General features: G+C 74.4%; 13 protein-coding genes. 10 read left to right on the forward strand and 3 right to left on the reverse strand.

Annotated features, from left to right (window positions below; genetic code table 11):
* The first annotated feature begins 359 nt into the window (after positions 1-359).
* The 6 genes from ACGF0D_RS34205 to ACGF0D_RS34230 all read left to right on the forward strand — a co-directional run bounded on the left by ACGF0D_RS34205 (position 360) and on the right by ACGF0D_RS34230 (position 7,145).
* The gene (locus ACGF0D_RS34205; protein WP_030245868.1) at positions 360-1,427 is read left to right on the forward strand and encodes a ParA family protein; all 1,068 of its coding nucleotides are present in this window, start codon (positions 360-362) and stop codon (positions 1,425-1,427) included.
* Positions 1,428-1,468: 41 nt separating this feature from the next.
* A complete protein-coding gene (locus ACGF0D_RS34210; RefSeq protein WP_392922878.1) occupies positions 1,469-2,089 on the forward strand; it encodes a hypothetical protein in 621 nt (206 codons plus the stop codon).
* Between the two features lie 534 nt (positions 2,090-2,623).
* Positions 2,624-3,505 carry a segregation and condensation protein A gene (locus ACGF0D_RS34215; protein ID WP_392922881.1) on the forward strand — a complete coding sequence of 294 codons (882 nt, stop codon included), beginning with the start codon at positions 2,624-2,626 and terminating at the stop codon, positions 3,503-3,505.
* A 365-nt stretch (positions 3,506-3,870) separates the two neighbouring features.
* Complete coding sequence (locus ACGF0D_RS34220; RefSeq protein ID WP_392882995.1) at positions 3,871-4,464, forward strand: SMC-Scp complex subunit ScpB; 594 nt, start codon at positions 3,871-3,873, stop codon at positions 4,462-4,464.
* A gap of 62 nt (positions 4,465-4,526) precedes the next feature.
* Entirely contained in the window at positions 4,527-5,744 is a 1,218-nt protein-coding gene (locus ACGF0D_RS34225) for a pseudouridine synthase (RefSeq protein WP_392882763.1), read from the forward strand.
* Between the two features lie 393 nt (positions 5,745-6,137).
* Positions 6,138-7,145 carry a helix-turn-helix domain-containing protein gene (locus tag ACGF0D_RS34230; RefSeq protein ID WP_392922884.1) on the forward strand — a complete coding sequence of 336 codons (1,008 nt, stop codon included), beginning with the start codon at positions 6,138-6,140 and terminating at the stop codon, positions 7,143-7,145.
* Positions 7,146-7,384: 239 nt separating this feature from the next.
* Here ACGF0D_RS34230 and ACGF0D_RS34235 read toward each other — a convergent pair whose 3' ends face one another.
* The 3 genes from ACGF0D_RS34235 to ACGF0D_RS34245 form a co-directional block, all read right to left on the reverse strand.
* A complete protein-coding gene (locus tag ACGF0D_RS34235) occupies positions 7,385-7,747 on the reverse strand; it encodes a DUF952 domain-containing protein (protein WP_224284232.1) in 363 nt (120 codons plus the stop codon).
* An 86-nt stretch (positions 7,748-7,833) separates the two neighbouring features.
* Positions 7,834-9,381, reverse strand: a complete 1,548-nt coding sequence (locus ACGF0D_RS34240; protein ID WP_392922887.1) for a mucoidy inhibitor MuiA family protein — start codon at positions 9,379-9,381, stop codon at positions 7,834-7,836.
* A gap of 3 nt (positions 9,382-9,384) precedes the next feature.
* On the reverse strand, positions 9,385-11,625 hold the full coding sequence (locus ACGF0D_RS34245; protein ID WP_392922889.1) for a DUF4139 domain-containing protein: 2,241 nt from the start codon (positions 11,623-11,625) through the stop codon (positions 9,385-9,387).
* Between the two features lie 401 nt (positions 11,626-12,026).
* Here ACGF0D_RS34245 and ACGF0D_RS34250 point away from each other — a divergent pair, with 401 nt between their 5' ends.
* From ACGF0D_RS34250 to der, 4 genes are all read left to right on the forward strand, one after another.
* A complete protein-coding gene (locus ACGF0D_RS34250; RefSeq protein ID WP_392882773.1) occupies positions 12,027-13,112 on the forward strand; it encodes a prephenate dehydrogenase in 1,086 nt (361 codons plus the stop codon).
* Between the two features lie 72 nt (positions 13,113-13,184).
* Entirely contained in the window at positions 13,185-14,282 is a 1,098-nt protein-coding gene (locus ACGF0D_RS34255; protein WP_392882775.1) for a DUF4419 domain-containing protein, read from the forward strand.
* A 211-nt stretch (positions 14,283-14,493) separates the two neighbouring features.
* Entirely contained in the window at positions 14,494-15,207 is a 714-nt protein-coding gene (gene cmk, locus ACGF0D_RS34260; RefSeq protein WP_392922892.1) for a (d)CMP kinase, read from the forward strand.
* Between the two features lie 180 nt (positions 15,208-15,387).
* Positions 15,388-16,842 carry a ribosome biogenesis GTPase Der gene (gene der, locus ACGF0D_RS34265; RefSeq protein ID WP_392882779.1) on the forward strand — a complete coding sequence of 485 codons (1,455 nt, stop codon included), beginning with the start codon at positions 15,388-15,390 and terminating at the stop codon, positions 16,840-16,842.
* The last annotated feature ends 124 nt before the right edge of the window (positions 16,843-16,966 follow it).

Raw genomic sequence — 16,966 nt, forward strand, 5'->3', positions numbered from 1 at the left:
CCCGTGATCAGCGGGTCGGCCGGCTACGTCGCTCTGTCGTCAATATCCGTCGGTCATGTCACCCGCCCGCAGAAACGTTGGGGCCAGTGACCCTCTCATCCCTTGACAGCGGCCCGCTCGATAGTCGACACATCCTGCCCACTACCGTGGATTGTGTTGCTGCGAACGCCTTGAACGGCCTAGAGTCGCAAACCGTCGGCATGCTGCCACGCTGACGAATCGACATAGAGTCCTGGATGCCCAAGGAGGTAAGACGACTTGTGAATGAGTCGACAATTGCTCCCGGGGGTGGTCAGCCAGGACTGGCGGAACTCACCGCCGGCCAGCCGAGTGAGGAGCCCGGGGCCCGGCAGCCCTCCGTGGGCTCGGCCGAGGTCGGCTCGGTCGCACTCCGTACTTTCGAAGCACGCCAGAACACAGCACAGGTGACCACGGTGACCGATCACGACGCCGACCTGGCGGCCTACGGCCTGGCCTACGGCGAGTTCGCCTACGGCGCCTACGACGACCCGGACGCCGAGTACGAGCCGGACCCGGAGTACGCCGCCACGCTGGCCCCCGACGCCGCGCGCCAGCGCCGCGAGCGGGTCGGCCCGACCGGCCGCCCGCTGCCGTACTTCCCGATCCCCGCGCCGGTCGCCGAGCACGGCCCCGCCCAGATCATCGCCATGTGCAACCAGAAGGGCGGCGTCGGCAAGACCACGTCGACCATCAACCTGGGCGCGGCGCTGGCCGAGTACGGCCGCCGGGTGCTGCTCGTCGACTTCGACCCGCAGGGCGCTCTCTCGGTCGGCCTCGGCGTCAACCCGATGGAGCTCGACGTCACCGTCTACAACCTGCTCATGGAGCGGGGCCTGACGGCCGATGAAGTGCTGCTGAAGACGGCGGTCCCGGGGATGGACCTGCTGCCGTCCAACATCGACCTCTCCGCCGCCGAGGTGCAGCTGGTCAGCGAGGTGGCCCGGGAGTCCGCGCTGGCGCGCGCCCTGAAGCCGCTGCTGCCCGACTACGACTACGTCATCATCGACTGCCAGCCCTCGCTGGGCCTGCTGACGGTCAATGCGCTGACGGCCGCTCACAGCGTGATCGTCCCGCTGGAGTGCGAGTTCTTCGCGCTGCGCGGTGTCGCGCTGCTGACGGAGACCATCGAGAAGGTGTGCGAGCGGCTCAACCCCGAGCTGCGCCTGGACGGCATCCTGGCCACCATGTACGACTCGCGCACCGTGCACAGCCGTGAGGTGCTGGCGCGCGTCGTCGAGGCGTTCGGCGAGCACGTCTTCCACACCGTCATCGGGCGGACCGTGCGCTTCCCGGAGACCACCGTCGCCGGCGAGCCCATCACGACGTACGCGACCAACTCGGTCGGTGCCGCCGCCTACCGCCAGCTCGCCAGGGAGGTGCTCGACCGGTGCCGCCCCGCCGAGTGAGTCTCCCGGGTGCCGACGAGCTGTTCCGGACCACGGGAGGGATGGCGCTGTCGCCCTCCCTCGCGCCGCGTCCGGCCGCCGAGGCATCCAGACCGGAGACCGCGCGGACCGTCAACGGCCAACCGGACGGCGCGGACGGCGCCGAGTCCGGCCAGGGCGCCCAGGGTGCACAGGGCGACCGGGGCGACCGGCAGGTGACGCCGGAGCAGCAGGCGGCCGGTGGGGTGCCGGCGGCCGCGCAGCCGCCCGTCCAGCGATCCGGCCCGGCCGGGCCCGCGTCCACTGCGGGCACCGTGGGTGCCGCGGGCGCCGCCGCGGCCGGGAAGGGCGTCTCGGGCGGTCGCGGTGCCGGTTCCGCCCCGGCGCCCCGGACGCACCAGGGCGCCGCCGAGGAGCAGCCCGGTGCCGCCGGACGTGCCCGGCCGCGTGGCCGCGCGCCGCGCCGGCCCAGCGGGCGCGAGCGGCACGACGAGAAGATCACGGTGTACGTGTCCGCCGAGGAGCTCATGGACCTGGAGCACACCCGGCTGGTGCTGCGCGGGGAGCACGGCCTGGCCGTGGACCGCGGGCGGATCGTCCGGGAGGCCATCGCGGTCGTCCTGGCGGACCTGGAGCAGCGTGGCGAGGCCTCGATCCTGGTTCGGCGGCTGCGCGGCCGGTAGGCGGCCGGCGCCGAGTGGTGCGTTGTGTGCTGAGTGGTGCGCGCTGAGCGGTGCGTGCTGAGCGTCAGGCGCTGAGTGGTACGCGGTGTGGAGGGCGGCCGACGGGTTTGCATCGGGCGTCGAGGGGGCCGCGGGCCCGGCGTGGGGAGGCCGCCGGTCGAGCGGTGGGGCGCCGGGTGTCGGCGGTGCCGGCGGACGCTGGAGGGGTAGGCGAGAGGCCTCAGGGGTGCGGGGCGGGGCCGGGGCGGGCCTCGGGGCACGAGGGGGCGTGTCGGGCGCCGCGGGGCCGCTCCTGGGGGCGTGGGGGGCTTCTGGCGGGGCTCTGCGGTCGGATGGTCGGTCCGTCGGGTAGTCGTCCCGTCGGACGGTCGGTTGGTCGGACGGTTGGTCGGACAGTCGGGGCGGGCGCGCGTTCCGAGGGCCTCGTACCGGCCCGTGGGTGCCGGGTGGTCGTCCGGTCCGGGCCCGGCGGGACGGCGTGTCGGGTGGCCCCGGGGCGGGGCCGGCGGCCGGGACGGGTGAAGATGGACCGCCATGCCCAGTACCGCCATGCCCAGTACCGCCGAACCAGCCGCCACTGCCGTGAGATCGACCGAGGACGAGTCGCGGGGCGGCTTCCGGGTACGACTGGACAACTTCGAGGGCCCCTTCGACCTGCTGCTCAGCCTGATCGCCAAGCACAAGCTGGACGTCACCGAAGTGGCGTTGGCCACGGTGACGGACGAGTTCATGGCGCACATCCGGGCGATGGGCCCGGACTGGGACCTGGACGCGACGACCGAGTTCCTGGTGGTGGCCGCCACCCTGCTCGACCTCAAGGCCGCCCGGCTGCTGCCCGTGGCCGAGGTCGAGGACGAGGCGGACATCGCCCTGCTGGAGGCCCGTGACCTGCTGTTCGCGCGACTGCTCCAGTACCGGGCGTACAAGCGGGCGGCGGCACTGTTCGGCGAGCGCTGGGCGGCCGAGCTGCTGCGCCGGCCCCGGACGGCCGCCCTGGAACCCCGGCACGCCGAGCTGCTGCCCGAGGTCGTGCTCACCGTCGGGCCGCAGGGGCTCGCCGAGCTGGCGGCCAAGGCGATGGAGCCCAGGCCCGCGCCGGTCGTGTACGTGGACCACATCCACACCCCGCCGGTGAGCGTGCGCGAGCAGGCCGGGCTGGTCGTGGGGCTGCTCACCGAGCTGGGCGAGGCCTCGTTCCAGCGGCTGGTCGAGGACGCGCCGGACGACCTGGTGGTGGTCGCCCGCTTCCTGGCGCTGCTGGAGCTGTACCGGGAGCGGGTGCTCGCCTTCGAGCAGCCGGAGGCGCTCGGCGAGCTGCTGGTGCGCTGGGTGGCCGAGGAGGGCCGGGAGGCGGTCGAGGTGACGGACGAGTTCGACCGGCCGGCCGGCGAGGTCGAGGAGGAGGAGGAGCGGTGACGAGCGGTGGGAACGAGGGCGGGCGGCCGGTGCGGCGCCCGCTGGGGCTGCCGGGGCGGCCGCGGGCCGAGGAGTGGCTGGAGCCGGTCTTCGAGCTGTTGCCGGAGCCGGTGGAGGCCGTGGGGACGGCGGGGGTGGTGGAGCCCGGGGAGCCGGTGGGGCCGGTGGGGCCTGGGGAGCCCGGGGAGCCGGTGGGGCCCGGGGTGCGAGTGGAGCCGGTCGGGTCGGACGGGTCGGCGGAGTCCGTGGAGCCGGCCGGGGTGGGGGCGGAGGTGCGTGTCGTGCACCAGAAGTCGGCCCCGTCGACTTCCGGTGCCGTGGGCCCCGCCGACGCCGGGCTGCGGGCCGACCTGGAGGCCGTCCTGATGGTCGTCGACGAGCCGGTGGCGGAGGAGCGGCTGGCCGGGGTGCTGGAACGGCCCCGGGCCGAGGTGGCCGCGGCGCTGCGCGAGCTGTCCGCCGAGTACGCGGCCCAGGGCCGCGGCTTCGACCTGCGGCTGGTCGCGGGCGGCTGGCGGTTCTACAGCCGGGACACCTGCTCCGCGGCCGTCGACCGGTTCCTCCTGGACGGCCAGCAGACCCGGCTCAGCCAGGCCGCGCTGGAGACCCTCGCGGTGGTCGCCTACCGGCAGCCGGTGTCCAGATCGCGGGTTTCCGCAGTCCGCGGTGTGAACTGTGACGGCGTGATGCGTACCCTGGTACAGCGAGGACTGGTGGAAGAGGCCGGATCCGAGCCCGAAACAGGTGCGATCCTGTATCGGACGACGAACTACTTCCTGGAACGGATGGGGCTCCGCGGCCTGGACGAGCTGCCGGAGCTCGCTCCCTTCCTGCCCGAGGTCGACGACGTGGAAGCGGAGTCCCTGGAGGGCACGATGATCGCGGAGGCGGTCGCCGCCGCTGCCGCGCAGGCCGCGGACGGCAGTGGCGAGGCCGGTCGGGCCGGGCCCGATCGGTAGGGGGCGGTGAGGTCGGCCGAAACGACCGCACATCCCAGACGGAACGACGTACGGACACTTTGATGCGTAGCAGTGGCAACGGCAGGAACAGCAGCGGCGGCGGGAGCGGTCGCAGCGGACAGGGCGGGGGCCGGGGCGGCAGCTCCTACGGCGGCGGCAGCGGTCGCGGCGGCTCGGGCTCGCGCGGGGGTTCGTACGGCGGCGGGAGCGGTCGTGGCGGCTCGGGTTCGGGCTCGTACGGTCGTGACGACCGGCGCGAGGGGCGCCGGGACGACCGTCGCGACGACCAGCGCTACCCGGACCGCCCGCTGCGGCCCGAGGAGCGCAAGTACGACCGCCCCGAGTACGGCGGCGGCCCCAACGCCACCCCGGCCCGCGGCGGCTACGCCGGCCGGCGCCCCGGCCCGGCCCCGCGTCCGCGTCGCGAGGGCCAGGGCGCCCCGGGCGACCCGCGCCGTCAGCCGCAGCGCTCCCGCGAGCTCCAGGCCAAGATCGAGGACGCCGTCCTCGCCCGGCACGACAAGCCCGCCGTCAAGCTGCCCAAGACCTTCGGCGAGCCCGAGGGCGAGCGCCTCCAGAAGGTGCTGGCCCGGGCCGGCGTCGGCAGCCGTCGCGCCTGCGAGGAGCTGATCGAGCAGGGCCGGGTCGAGGTCAACGGCAAGCGCGTCACCGAGCAGGGCAAGCGGGTCGACCCGCAGAAGGACGAGATCAAGGTGGACGGTCTGACCGTCGCCACCCAGTCCTACCTGTTCTTCGCGCTGAACAAGCCGGCCGGCGTGGTCTCCACCATGGAGGACCCGGACGGCCGCCAGTGCCTGGGCGACTACGTGACCAACCGGGAGACCCGGCTGTTCCACGTGGGCCGCCTGGACACCGAGACCGAGGGCATCATCCTGCTCACCAACCACGGCGAGCTGGCCCACCGTCTGACCCACCCGCGCTACGGCGTGACCAAGACCTACCTGGCCGCGATCCAGGGCCCGATCCCGCGCGACCTGGGCAAGCAGCTCGCCCAGGGCGTGGAGCTGGAGGACGGCTACGCGCGTGCCGACAGCTTCAAGGTGATCTCCAACGTCGGCAAGAACTACCTGGTCGAGGTGACCCTGCACGAGGGCCGCAAGCACATCGTCCGCCGGATGCTGGCCGAGGTCGGCTTCCCGGTCGAGAAGCTGGTGCGGACCCACTTCGGCCCGATCGCCCTGGGCGACCAGAAGTCGGGCTGGCTGCGCCGGCTGACCAACCCGGAGGTCGGTCAGCTGATGCACGAGGTCGGCCTGTAGGCCCTTCCGCTCCACCGGAGCCCCCGGACGCACGCGCGCTGCGGCCGGGGGCTCCGGCGTTCTCGGGGGCGGGGGTGTGGGGCGGGTGTGGGAGCCGCGGTGGGGTGGTGTGGGCTGGGGTGGGAGTGGCACGCGGGCGTTCGGGTGCGGATGTCCACGTTTCGGACGAGTCGTGTGAGCCGGGACGCAACCGCTGGTCACGGCCTTGTCAGCGTCATGATCCGTGGCCGAGGATGGCCACCGGAGCACCACCCCGCCGTGTGGCGGGACCGCGCCAGTACGGGACCGCGTCGGCACGGGGCGGCGCCGGTACGCGCGGCGTGCGGGGTCGGGGCGGGGCCGGGCCGACTGGACAGGGCCAACGGGAACGGGCGAGCAGGGGGAGAGGGCGTCGTGTCCGATGCAGCACTGGGACGGGCCGGCGGACAGGCCCTCGGCGCGCTGGGACTGGCGGAGCCGGACGGGCAGGTCTACGCGGCGCTGGTGGCCAACCCGCAGTCCACGGCGGAGGAACTGGCGGAGAGCTGTGGGCTGACGTTCCAGCAGAGCGTGCGCGCACTGGACCGGTTGGCGCAGCAGGGCATGGCCACCCGGGCGCCGGTGGACCGGCACCGCTACCTGCCGGTGCCGCCGGACGTCGCGATCGGCACCCTGATCGGCCACCGGGAGTCGGAACTGCGCTACGCCCGGGCCGAGATGCACCGGCTGATGGACGCCTTCCGGGAGGCTTCGCGGTACACCGACCCGGCGCACTCCGTGGAGGTGCTGACGGGCGGCGAGGCGATCGCGCAGCGGCTGGAGCACATCACCGAGACCAGCCAGTACCAGGTGCGCGGCTTCGACCGCCCGCCGTACATCCAGGACCCGGTGGCACCGATGCCCCTGCAGCGGCGGCGGTTGCGCGAGGGTGTGAAGTTCCGGACGGTCTACGACCGGGAGGCGGTGGCCTGGCCGGGGCGGCTGGAGAAGAACATCCTGGTCGGCGTCGCGGACGGCGAGGAGGCGCGCGTCCGGCCGACGCTGCCGATGAAGATGATCATCTCGGACGACCGGATGGCGATCATTCCGATCAGCGTCGGCGACAGCGTGCTGGACGCCGCGTACGTGATCCACCCCTCGGCCCTGCTCCAGGCGCTGGACACGCTGTTCGAGGCGGAGTGGGAGCGGGCCGTGCGGTTGCAGGCGGAGGCCGGCACCGGGGACGCCCCGTCGGGGCCGGAGGCCGACCACCGCAAGCTGCTGGGCCTGCTGGCGGCCGGGCTCACCGACGAGTCGATCGCACGGTCGCTCGGCTGGAGCGCCCGGACCACCCAGCGCCGACTCCAGAGCCTGATGCGCTCGCTGGGTGCCACCACCCGCTTCCAGGCCGGGATGGCGGCCCGGGAGCGGGGGTGGCTGTAGGGAATGTTGTGACAATTCCTGGCGTCGCGACGGGTGCGGGGGCGTGGTTGTCCGCGGTGTTGCGACAGTCCGCGTGTTCGGCGGGAGCCGCCGGAACCACGGGATCTTCGAGAAAAGTCATAACTTTTCCCGGGGGTTGTGGCCGTTCGCGGAGTCGTGGCGGCCCGTGTGTTCGGCGGGAGTCGCCGGAACCACGGGATCCACGGGAATTGTCATAACTTTTCCCGGCCGCGCCCCCGTCAGCTCCAGGGGCTGAGCGAGGCCCAGCGGCCGTCCGGGCCGCGCTCGACCTTCTCCAGGCCGACCACGGCGGTGCGGTTCAGTCGCCCGTAGATGTGCGGGAACAGCACGCCGGGGGTGGCCCCGGGCGGCGGGGCGCCGTGCGGGGCCTCCCACTTCACCATCGGCTCCACCAGTGACTCCTCGATCAGCAGCACCATCAGTGGGTCGGGGGTGTCGGCGAAGAAGGCGTTGGCCACCGCGAGCGCCGTCTGCTCGTCCGCCGAGCAGTGGATGAACCCGTCGGTGAGCAGCGACGCGGTGGCGTACGGGCGACCGGGGTCGGCCAGCCAGTCGTCCAGGGGAGCAAGGTGGAGGATCATGCTTCCTTTTCTACCCGTTGTCTCCGGTTTGGTCCTGAGCGGCCGTCATCGCCACGGCGGTGTCCGCCACCGACCGGCCGCAGCGGTCAGAGCCCGGCCACCTTGGCCGAGGCCGACACCTCGTACACCAGGGTGAGGGTGCGCCGGGCGCCGGGGGCGAGCGGGACGTTCCAGCGGACGATGCCCTCGGAGTCGAAGGAGTCCGGTGCCGGGGAGCAGTCCTCCTTGCGCAGCCGTACCTCGACCGCCGACACCTCGGAGACCGGGACCCGCTCGCGCACCGTGACGACCCGCTCGTCGTGCTCCTCCGGGCCGGAGAAGCGGGACAGGTGCAGCCGGACCGTCCGGGTGGTGGTCTGGCGGCCGGTGAGGCCGCCGGTGGCCTGGCGCTCCTCGGTCTCCCGGACCACCCGGTAGCCGTCCGAGCTGCCGAAGGACAGTTCGGCCTCGGCGCCGGCGGCGGAGAAGCGCAGCTCCCCGCGGCCGGTGAAGCCGCTGCCGCGGACCAGCTCGACCGGGCCGGACAGCAGCGGGTGTCCGGCCGCGTTGCGGAACCGAACCACCTGGGTGACCAGCGGGGACAGCTCCGGGGCACAGGCGTACTCGCCGGTCGCCGGGCCGGTGAAGGAGCCCAGCGGCACCCGGTGCGCGCGGCCGTCGGAGGGCACCGTCGCGGGCGCGGGGGCGGGCAGCACCCGGACCTCGCCGCCGTCGTCCACGCCCGGCACCCCGGAGGCCGGGCCCAGGGTGGCGACCGCCTCCTCGCGCAGCTCGACCTCGACCGTACGGCGCTCCTCGTCGGTGCGTTCGCGCAGCACCAGGACGTCCTCGGCGACCGCGGGCGGGGCGGCGGCGAGGGCGGAGCGGGCGGTGGAGAAGGTGAGCCGGGCGTTCGTCCAGTCCTCGCCGGTGCGCTGCCAGACCACCGCCTCCGACTCCAGGCGCAGCTCGCCGCCGTCCAGGGTCGCCCGGTAGGAGGGGCGCCACAGTGCGCAGGGCACCAGGTGGGAGACGGTCAGCTCGGCGGGGCCGGGCCGCGCCGCCTCGACGGTGAGCTCCAGGTGGGCGGTCAGCTCGACCGGTTCCTCCTCGGCCTCGTCCAGGGCGGTCAGGGCCTGCGAGCGTTCCTGCTCCAGGCGGCGCAGGCGGGAGTGGGTGGCGCGCAGTTCCTCGCCGTAGCGCTCCCGCTCGGCGTCCACCCGGCCGAGCTCCCTGGCCCAGCGGTTGGGTTCGAGCTCGCCGAGGCCGGCGCCCTCGCCGATCTCGCGCAGGAGATCGGCGGACAGCTGAGCGAGCAGGGCCAGCCGGGCGTCCAGCCGGGCCCGGGTCTGGTCGGCCAGCCGGGTCTCGGCGTCCAGCCGGTGCAGCCGGTGGCGCAGTTCCGAGTCCTCCGGGCCGGGCGGCAGCGGGGCGCGCGGGGCCCAGCTGCGCACCAGCCGGGCGTCCAGCACGCGGACGCCGTCGGTGGCGGACTCGACGCGCAGGGTGCGGTCGACGGCGAGGGCGGTGAGCGGGCCGAGGCGCAGCCGCTGCACGCCCGCGGCGAGCCCGACCGTCCTGGTGCGCTCGACCTGGCTGCGGTCCTCCAGGCAGGTCACGGCGGTGACGGGGAGGGGAAGGGTCTCGACGGTCATCGCTCAGTTCCTCCGGTTTCCGCCGACGATGGCCTTTCCGGCCGGGATCTTGATCAGGTAGCCGCCGTCCAGTTCGGTGCGGCCGCCCGGCGGCAGGTCGACCCGCCAGAGCCGGGTGCTGGGCGGGCAGTCCGGGGTGGAGACGGTCGGGGCGTGCCAGTCGGCCCGTTCCTCGATCCGGATCTCGGCGTCGGAGGTGACCGGCACCCGTTCGCGGACCTCCACCGTGACGGCGCGTCCGAGCCGGTTCGCCAGCAGGACGTGCACCCGGTGGTCGAGGACGGTGCTGTTGCCCTTCAGCATGCCGGTGGTGGACTCGTGCAGTTCGGTGCGGCGCGCCACCTCGATGCTCTCGGTGACGCCGATGCCCAGCCGCCGGGTGCCGCCGGGCGCCAGGGTGGGCAGGGCGGCGGTCAGCAGGAACTCGTCGTCAACGGTGACCTCGGCCGGGCCGGCCAGGACGGCCTGGTCGGTGCGGTTGGCGAGCACCAGGGTCGCGTACACCTTCTCCTCGACGGCGGGGACGGTGACGTACTCGGGCCGGACGGCGAGCGGGATCTCGCCGACGGTGACGGTGTGCCAGGTGCCGTCGGACGGGATGTCGGCGGGGGCGGCGGCGTCGAAGCGGTGGTCGAAGGAGCCGGCCGACTCGCGGGGCGGGACGGCGTGCCGGGGCAGGGCGAGGTCACGGAGCCGGCTGGTGCCGCCGGCGCCGGGCGGTGTCCAGAACGCCTCCGCGCGCTCGGTCCGCTCGGCGCGGGGATGCAGGGTGCCGCGCCGGCCGGCGGGCTCCTCGGGGCCGGCCAGGACGAGGTCGGGGTAGTCGAGCAGGGCGGCGTCCGGGGCGAGGCCGGCCTCCGTGGGCGGGGCGGCGTGGCCGGCGCGGCGACGGGCTTCCGTGGGTGGGAGGCCGCCCGGGGCCTTCGGCAGCGGCGCCGCGGGGGCGACCGGGGCCGGTGGCGGTGGTGGGGCGCCGTAGCCGGCGAAGCCGCCGGGGGCGCCCGGGGGCGGGGGCATCGGCTGGTCGGCGCTCAGCAGGCCACCGCCGTACGGTCCGGCGGCGGGGGCGATCTGGTCGTCGGCCGCGAAGGCCTCGGCCCGGGGACCGCCCGGACGGGCGCCGCCGAGACGGGCGGAGCGGGCGGTGGCCAGGACGGGGGAAGGTGTCGGGGCCACGGCGGCGGCGGCGATCGGGCGGTACAGGTCGAGGTGGGGCGCGCGGCGCGGCGCGGGGCGGTCGGAGCCGGCCGCGTCGTAGCCGGTGAAGAGGTCGGTCAGGCCGGCCGGGGGCTCCCGCCAGCCGGAGGGCGGCGGGGCGGGCTGGCTGCGGCCGATCCGCAGCGAGGCGAGCCGGGGCAGGTCGGTGCGGCGGTCGAGGTCGGCGGTGGACAGGGCGAGGCGCACGCCCGTCCAGTCCTCGCCGGTGCGCTGGGCGACGGCGGCGCGCAGGACCAGGTGGGCGGTGTCGGAGCCGGTCCGGTAGGACAGCCGGTAGGCGGGCACCCAGCGGGCGGCGGGGACGCCGTACTCCAGTTCCAGGTCGAGGTGGTCGCTGCCGGGGGCGGCGCCTTCGGCGGTGTCCGCCGTGGTGGCGTCGGGGGTGCCTGCGGTGGTGAGGGTGAGCAGGACGGTAGTGCTGGTCCCGACCGCTTCGGCCCGATCGGCCGTGGACGCCCGCTCCAGCCGGTCGGCGGCCAGGTCGCGTTCGTGGTCGGCGAGTTCCAGCTCCTGGGTGAGCTCCTCGGCGCGCTCCTGCAGCCGGGCCAGCCGCTCGTCGACGAAGTCGGCGAGCTCCAGCCAGGCGTCGGCGGGCGTGCGGCGCAGCGGTTCGTCGCGTCGGCGCTGCGGCGGGACGGCGCGCAGCGCGGCCGTCTCGGCGATCGCGGCCAGGACCAGTCGGAGGCGCTCGGCGAGCGCGCTGCGGCGTTCGGCGGCCTCCTCCAGGGCCCGCTGCAGGTCCGGAAGTTCGTTCGGTTCGCGGAGTTCGGCGAGTCGTTCCAGCCGGGCCTCGGTGACCGCGGTGCCGGCCGGTCCGGCGAGCACCCGGGCGCGCAGCGAGCGGCCGTCCAGGGCGGCGGGCAGGCCGGTCAGCCGCAGCCGGCCGCCGGGCGGGAGCGGGACGGTGGCCCGTCGGCGGCACACCGCGCCCTCGGCGTACACCACGACGGAGTCCAGGGCCGACGGGTGGGCCGGTACGGCCGGCGGTTTCGACTGCCCGCTCCGGCCGCTGTGCTGATCGTCCATGCGCAACCCCTTCGTTCGCGTGTCGCCCGCCGCGTGGCGCTCGTCGTTTGTCGCTTGTCGCTCGTGCGTGTCGCTTGTTACTCGTCGTTTGCCGTTTGCCGTTTGCCGTTTGCCGCTGGTCGTGCCGCGCGGGTTCCGGCCTGTCCGTCGCCTTCCCCCGGGCGGCCAGTCTGCCCGGCTCGGGGGCGGGCGTCGCAGGATTTCCGGTGCGGCGTGAGTGCACTGTGTGGGACGGGGGCGGGCCCGTCGCGGTTGCCGGTGCCGGAAGCTGCCGGACCGTCGTCCCGGTTGCCGGGCGCCGGGTGGGGACTTCGGCGCGGTTGATGAGGGAGGATGGGGCGCGGGTGCTCCCGGACGGTCCCGGCACCTGTCGAGAATCGTGATGAGGAGAGCGACCCGCCATGCGCACTGCCGTCGTCGTCGGCACCGGACTGATCGGCACCTCCGCCGCGCTCGCCCTGACCGCTCGCGGGCTGACCGTCCATCTGGAGGACGCGGACCCGGACGCGGCCCGCACCGCCGAGTCGCTCGGCGCCGGCACCACCGACCCGGTCGACGGCCCGGTCGACCTGGCGATCATCGCCGTCCCGCCCGCGCTGGTCGGCAGCGTGCTCGCCGACTGCCAGCGCCGCAACCTGGCGCACTGGTACACCGACGTCGCCAGTGTGAAGGCCGGACCGCGCAGCGAGATCGCCGAGCTGGGCTGCGACACCGTCCACTACATCGGTAGTCACCCGATGGCCGGCCGCGAGCGCTCCGGTCCGCTGGCCGCGCGCGCCGACATCTTCGAGGGCCGCCCCTGGGTGCTCACCCCGAGCGCGGACACCGACACCGAGACGCTCAACGCCGCGCTGGAACTGGTCGCGCTCTGCGGAGCGGTGCCGATCGTGATGGACGCGGCCGAGCACGACCGGGCGGTCGCCCTGGTCTCGCACGCCCCGCAGCTGGTCTCCTCGCTGGTCGCGGCCCGGCTGGAGAACGCAGACGAGACCGCCATAAGGCTCTCCGGCCAGGGCGTGCGCGACGTCACCAGGATCGCCGCCTCCAACCCCGGCATGTGGGTCGACATCCTCTCCGCCAACGCGGGTGCGGTCGCGGACGTCCTGGAGGGGGTCGCCCGCGACCTCGGCGAGACGGTCACCGCGCTGCGCGCGATGGAGGCGGTCGAGGAGAGCGAGCGCCAGGCGGGCGCGGCCGGGATCGAGGCGGTCATGCGGCGCGGCAACACCGGCCAGGCCCGCATCCCCGGCAAGCACGGCGCGCCGCCCACCCGGTACGAGACCGTGGCGGTCGTGCTGGGCGACCAGCCGGGCGAGCTGGGCCGGCTGTTCGGGGAGGTCGGCGACGCCGGGGTCAACATCGAGGACGTCGTCATCGAGCACTCGACCGGGCAGCAGGTCGGCTTCGTCCAGCTGTCGGTGGCGCCGACGGCGGTGAAGCGGCTGACCAAGGCGTTGCGGGCGAGCGGCTGGAGCGTCCGGGACTGAGTCGCCGAGCCCGGGGCGGACGTGCCCGGGGCAGACGTTTCCGGGGTGGGGCGTTCCGGGGAGGGGGCGGGTGTGATCATCGACTTGCCGTTGGGGGAGACCGGGCACGGGTTCGCCGGAGGCCTGGTGGACCTCGGGAACGAGCGGTTCCTGCGGGCGGTGCTGGGCGGAGGGCACCTGATCCGCCACCGCAGCGTCGAGGTGATGTACGAGCGGCTCCGGCCCGTACCGCCGTACCCGGAGTTCGCCGAGCCGGAGCCGACCTTCAGCCTGCTGCTGCGGGCCGCCCACGCCGCGTTCGCCGAGCACCTGCCGCTGAGCCTGTCCCCGGACGTGCTCTGGTACGCGGTGGTGCACGAGGTCGCGGTGCACGTACGGATGTACCCGCCGCGCTACCGGGCGCTGTTCGGTGCCGTCGGCGGGCGACGGGGCCCGATCGTGGTGCGGGACGACACCCTGGCGGGGCCGTCGGCGGGTTGGTCGGAGCCGGACTGGTCGCGATCGGTCCGACTGGTGCGGGAGCCGCTCGCGGCGGCCGTCGGCGCGGAGCTGGTGGACCTGTTCCGGCCGGACTTCTCCACCACGACGCCGGACGACGCCTCCTCGGCGCTGGTGGCGCTGATGGACGTGGTCAGTCCGTACTACGACTTCCGCTGGGAGACCCGCTGCGGGATCCCGAGGGTGCGGCTGGAGGGCACGGCCGGGGACTGGGCGCGGTTGGCGGCCGGGGTGGGCGCGCTGGCGGGACGCTTCGGCTGGCTGGCGCCGTGGTTCGCGCAGCTGCGGCCGGTGGTGGACGAGATCGCCGCGACGGCGGCCGGCGGTCCGGTGGACGAGGAGTTCTGGCGCTCGCTGTTCAAGTGGCGAGAGATGTCCGGAGGGCCCCGGGTGACCGGTTGGCTCACCGCCTTCCTTGCCCACACCCAGACGCCTGACGGGCCCAGGCTGCGGCGCTCCTTCGACTGGCGGGAGGCGGCGGGTCGCGAGTACCACCAGGAGGCGTTCGAGGTGAACGACTTCCCGTCGCACCTGTCGAGCGTGCCGTTCGTGTGGGAGGTGCTGGGGCGGGAGGTGCCGATGGTGCTGGTCGGCGGGGTCCTCGGGGTCGAACGGGACGGGGAGTACCTGCGGCCGCGGCTGGGGACGGCGGTGCTGGAGGCGGCGGGGTAGCGGCCGGGGGCGGTCGGTACCGACTGGTCGGGATGGACTGATCAGGGACGACTGGTCGGGGTCGGGGTCGGGGGTCGGGGGCCGGGTCGACCGGTCGGGCCGGACGGTGCGGAGTGGGTCACGTCGGCGGTCCATTAACCTTGAGTGGAGACAATCCCGGCCGTCAGCCTGCCCAGGCTCCGGTTCCCATGCTCAGAGAGAGGTTCGCCCCGTGGACACTGCCGACCGAGCGCACGCCCCGGTCGTCGTCGCCATCGACGGACCCTCCGGCTCCGGCAAGTCGACCGTCTCGCGGGCGGTCGCCGCCAGGCTGGGCCTGAGCTTCCTGGACACCGGCGCCATGTACCGGGCGATGACCTGGTGGATGCTGGCCAACGACGTCGACGTCGACGACCCGGAGGCCGTGGCCGTCGCGTGCGGCAAGCCGGTGATCGTCTCGGGCACCGACGCCGACGGCCCCACCATCACGGTGGACGGCCAGGACGTGTCCGGCCCGATCCGCGGCCCCGAGGTGACCGCCAAGGTCAGCGCCGTGTCCGCGGTGCCGGCCGTACGGTCCCGGCTGGTGGAGCTCCAGCGCGGCTGCGCCGAGGTCGCCGAGCGCGGCATCGTCGCAGAGGGCCGGGACATGGGGAGCGTGGTGTTCCCGGACGCCACCGTCAAGGTCTTCCTGACCGCCTCCGAGGAGGCACGGGCCGCCCGTCGGGCGGCCGAGCTGCGCGCCAAGGGCGTGGACGAGGCGACCATCACCGCGATGGCCGCCGACCTCGCCCGCCGCGACGCCGCCGACTCCTCGCGGAAGACGGCCCCGCTGACCCAGGCCGCGGACGCGGTCCTGGTGGACACCAGCGACCTCACACTGGAGCAGGTGATCGACCGGATCGCCGGGCTGGTGGAGGAGCGGGCCGGACTGTCCGCGGTCTGACCGGCTGCCGCCGGTCCGATCAGGACCGGTCCGACCGGCCTTCGGGCCTTCGGGCCGACCAACGAGTGAACCGCGGGCCGTCGAGGCGCCGCGGAGACAACCACCGCGCTGCCCCGAGCGGGGCAGGTACGCACGGCACGCCCCTGGGAAGGGCCGGGCCGGGAAACGGAACAGACGAACATGACCGCAGAGCACGCCGCCACCGGCCAGGGTGAGCTGGACGCCGCCGACTACGCCGAGTTCATGGCGCTCGCCGCCGAGGAGGGCTTCGACCTCGACGGCTTCGACGCCGTGGACGGTGCCGAGCACGTCCGACTGCCGGTGCTGGCCGTGGTCGGCCGCCCGAACGTCGGCAAGTCGACCCTGGTGAACCGCATCATCGGCCGCCGCGAGGCCGTCGTCGAGGACAAGCCGGGCGTCACCCGCGACCGGGTCACCTACGAGGCCAGCTGGAACGGCCGCCGCTTCAAGGTCGTCGACACCGGCGGCTGGGAGATCGACGTCCTCGGCATCGACGCCATGGTGGCCGCCCAGGCCGAGCTGGGCATCGAGCAGGCCGACGCGGTGCTGTTCGTGGTGGACGCCACCGTCGGCGCCACCGACACCGACGAGGCGCTGATCAAGATCATCCGGCGGGCGGGCAAGCCCACCGTCCTGTGCGCCAACAAGGTCGACGGCCCCTCCACCGAGGCCGAGGCCGCCTACCTGTGGTCGCTCGGCCTCGGCGAGCCGTACCCGGTCTCCGCCCTGCACGGCCGCGGCTCCGGCGACCTGCTGGACGCCGTCATGAACGCCCTGCCCGAGGCCCCGCCGCAGACCTTCGGCGACGCCGCCCCCGGCGGCCCGCGCCGCATCGCGCTGATCGGCCGCCCCAACGTCGGCAAGTCCAGCCTGCTGAACAAGGTCGCCGGCGAGGAGCGCGTCGTCGTCAACGAGCTGGCCGGCACCACCCGCGACCCGGTCGACGAGATGATCGAGCTCGGCGGCAAGACCTGGAAGTTCGTGGACACCGCCGGTATCCGCCGCCGGGTCCACCTGACCGCCGGCGCCGACTTCTACGCCTCGCTGCGCACCGCCTCCGCGCTGGAGAAGGCCGAGGTCGCGGTCGTCCTGATCGACGCCAGCGAGACCCTCGCCGAGCAGGACACCCGGATCATCTCGATGGCCGTCGAGGCCGGGCGCGCCGTCGTCATCGCCTACAACAAGTGGGACCAGCTGGACGAGGAGCGCCGCTACTACCTGGAGCGCGAGATCGAGCGCGACCTCGTCCAGGTGCAGTGGGCCCCGCGCGTCAACGTCTCGGCCAAGACCGGCCGGCACATGGAGAAGCTCGTCCCGGCGGTCGAGACCGCGCTGGAGGGCTGGGAGACCCGCATCCCGACCGCGCGCCTGAACGCCTTCCTCGGCGAGCTGGTCGCCGCCCACCCGCACCCGATCCGGGGCGGCAAGCAGCCGCGCATCCTGTTCGGCACCCAGGCGGGCATCCGTCCGCCCCGCTTCGTGCTGTTCGCCTCGGGCTTCCTGGAGGCCGGCTACCGGCGCTTCATCGAGCGCCGGCTGCGCGAGGAGTTCGGGTTCGTGGGGACCCCGATCTCGATCTCGGTGCGGGTCCGGGAGAAGCGCAAGAAGAAGTAGTGGGCAGGAGCGGTCGGTCCGCTGATCGACCGACCGCCGGCCGGAGGGCCTCGCCACGGTGGTGGCGGGGCCCTCCGGCGTTTCCGGGCTCGGCCGGGGTTCCTGCGCGCGGCTCCCGCCCGGG

The sequence above is a fragment of the Kitasatospora sp. NPDC048298 genome (genome assembly GCF_043201465.1).
Lineage (GTDB): Bacteria > Actinomycetota > Actinomycetes > Streptomycetales > Streptomycetaceae > Kitasatospora.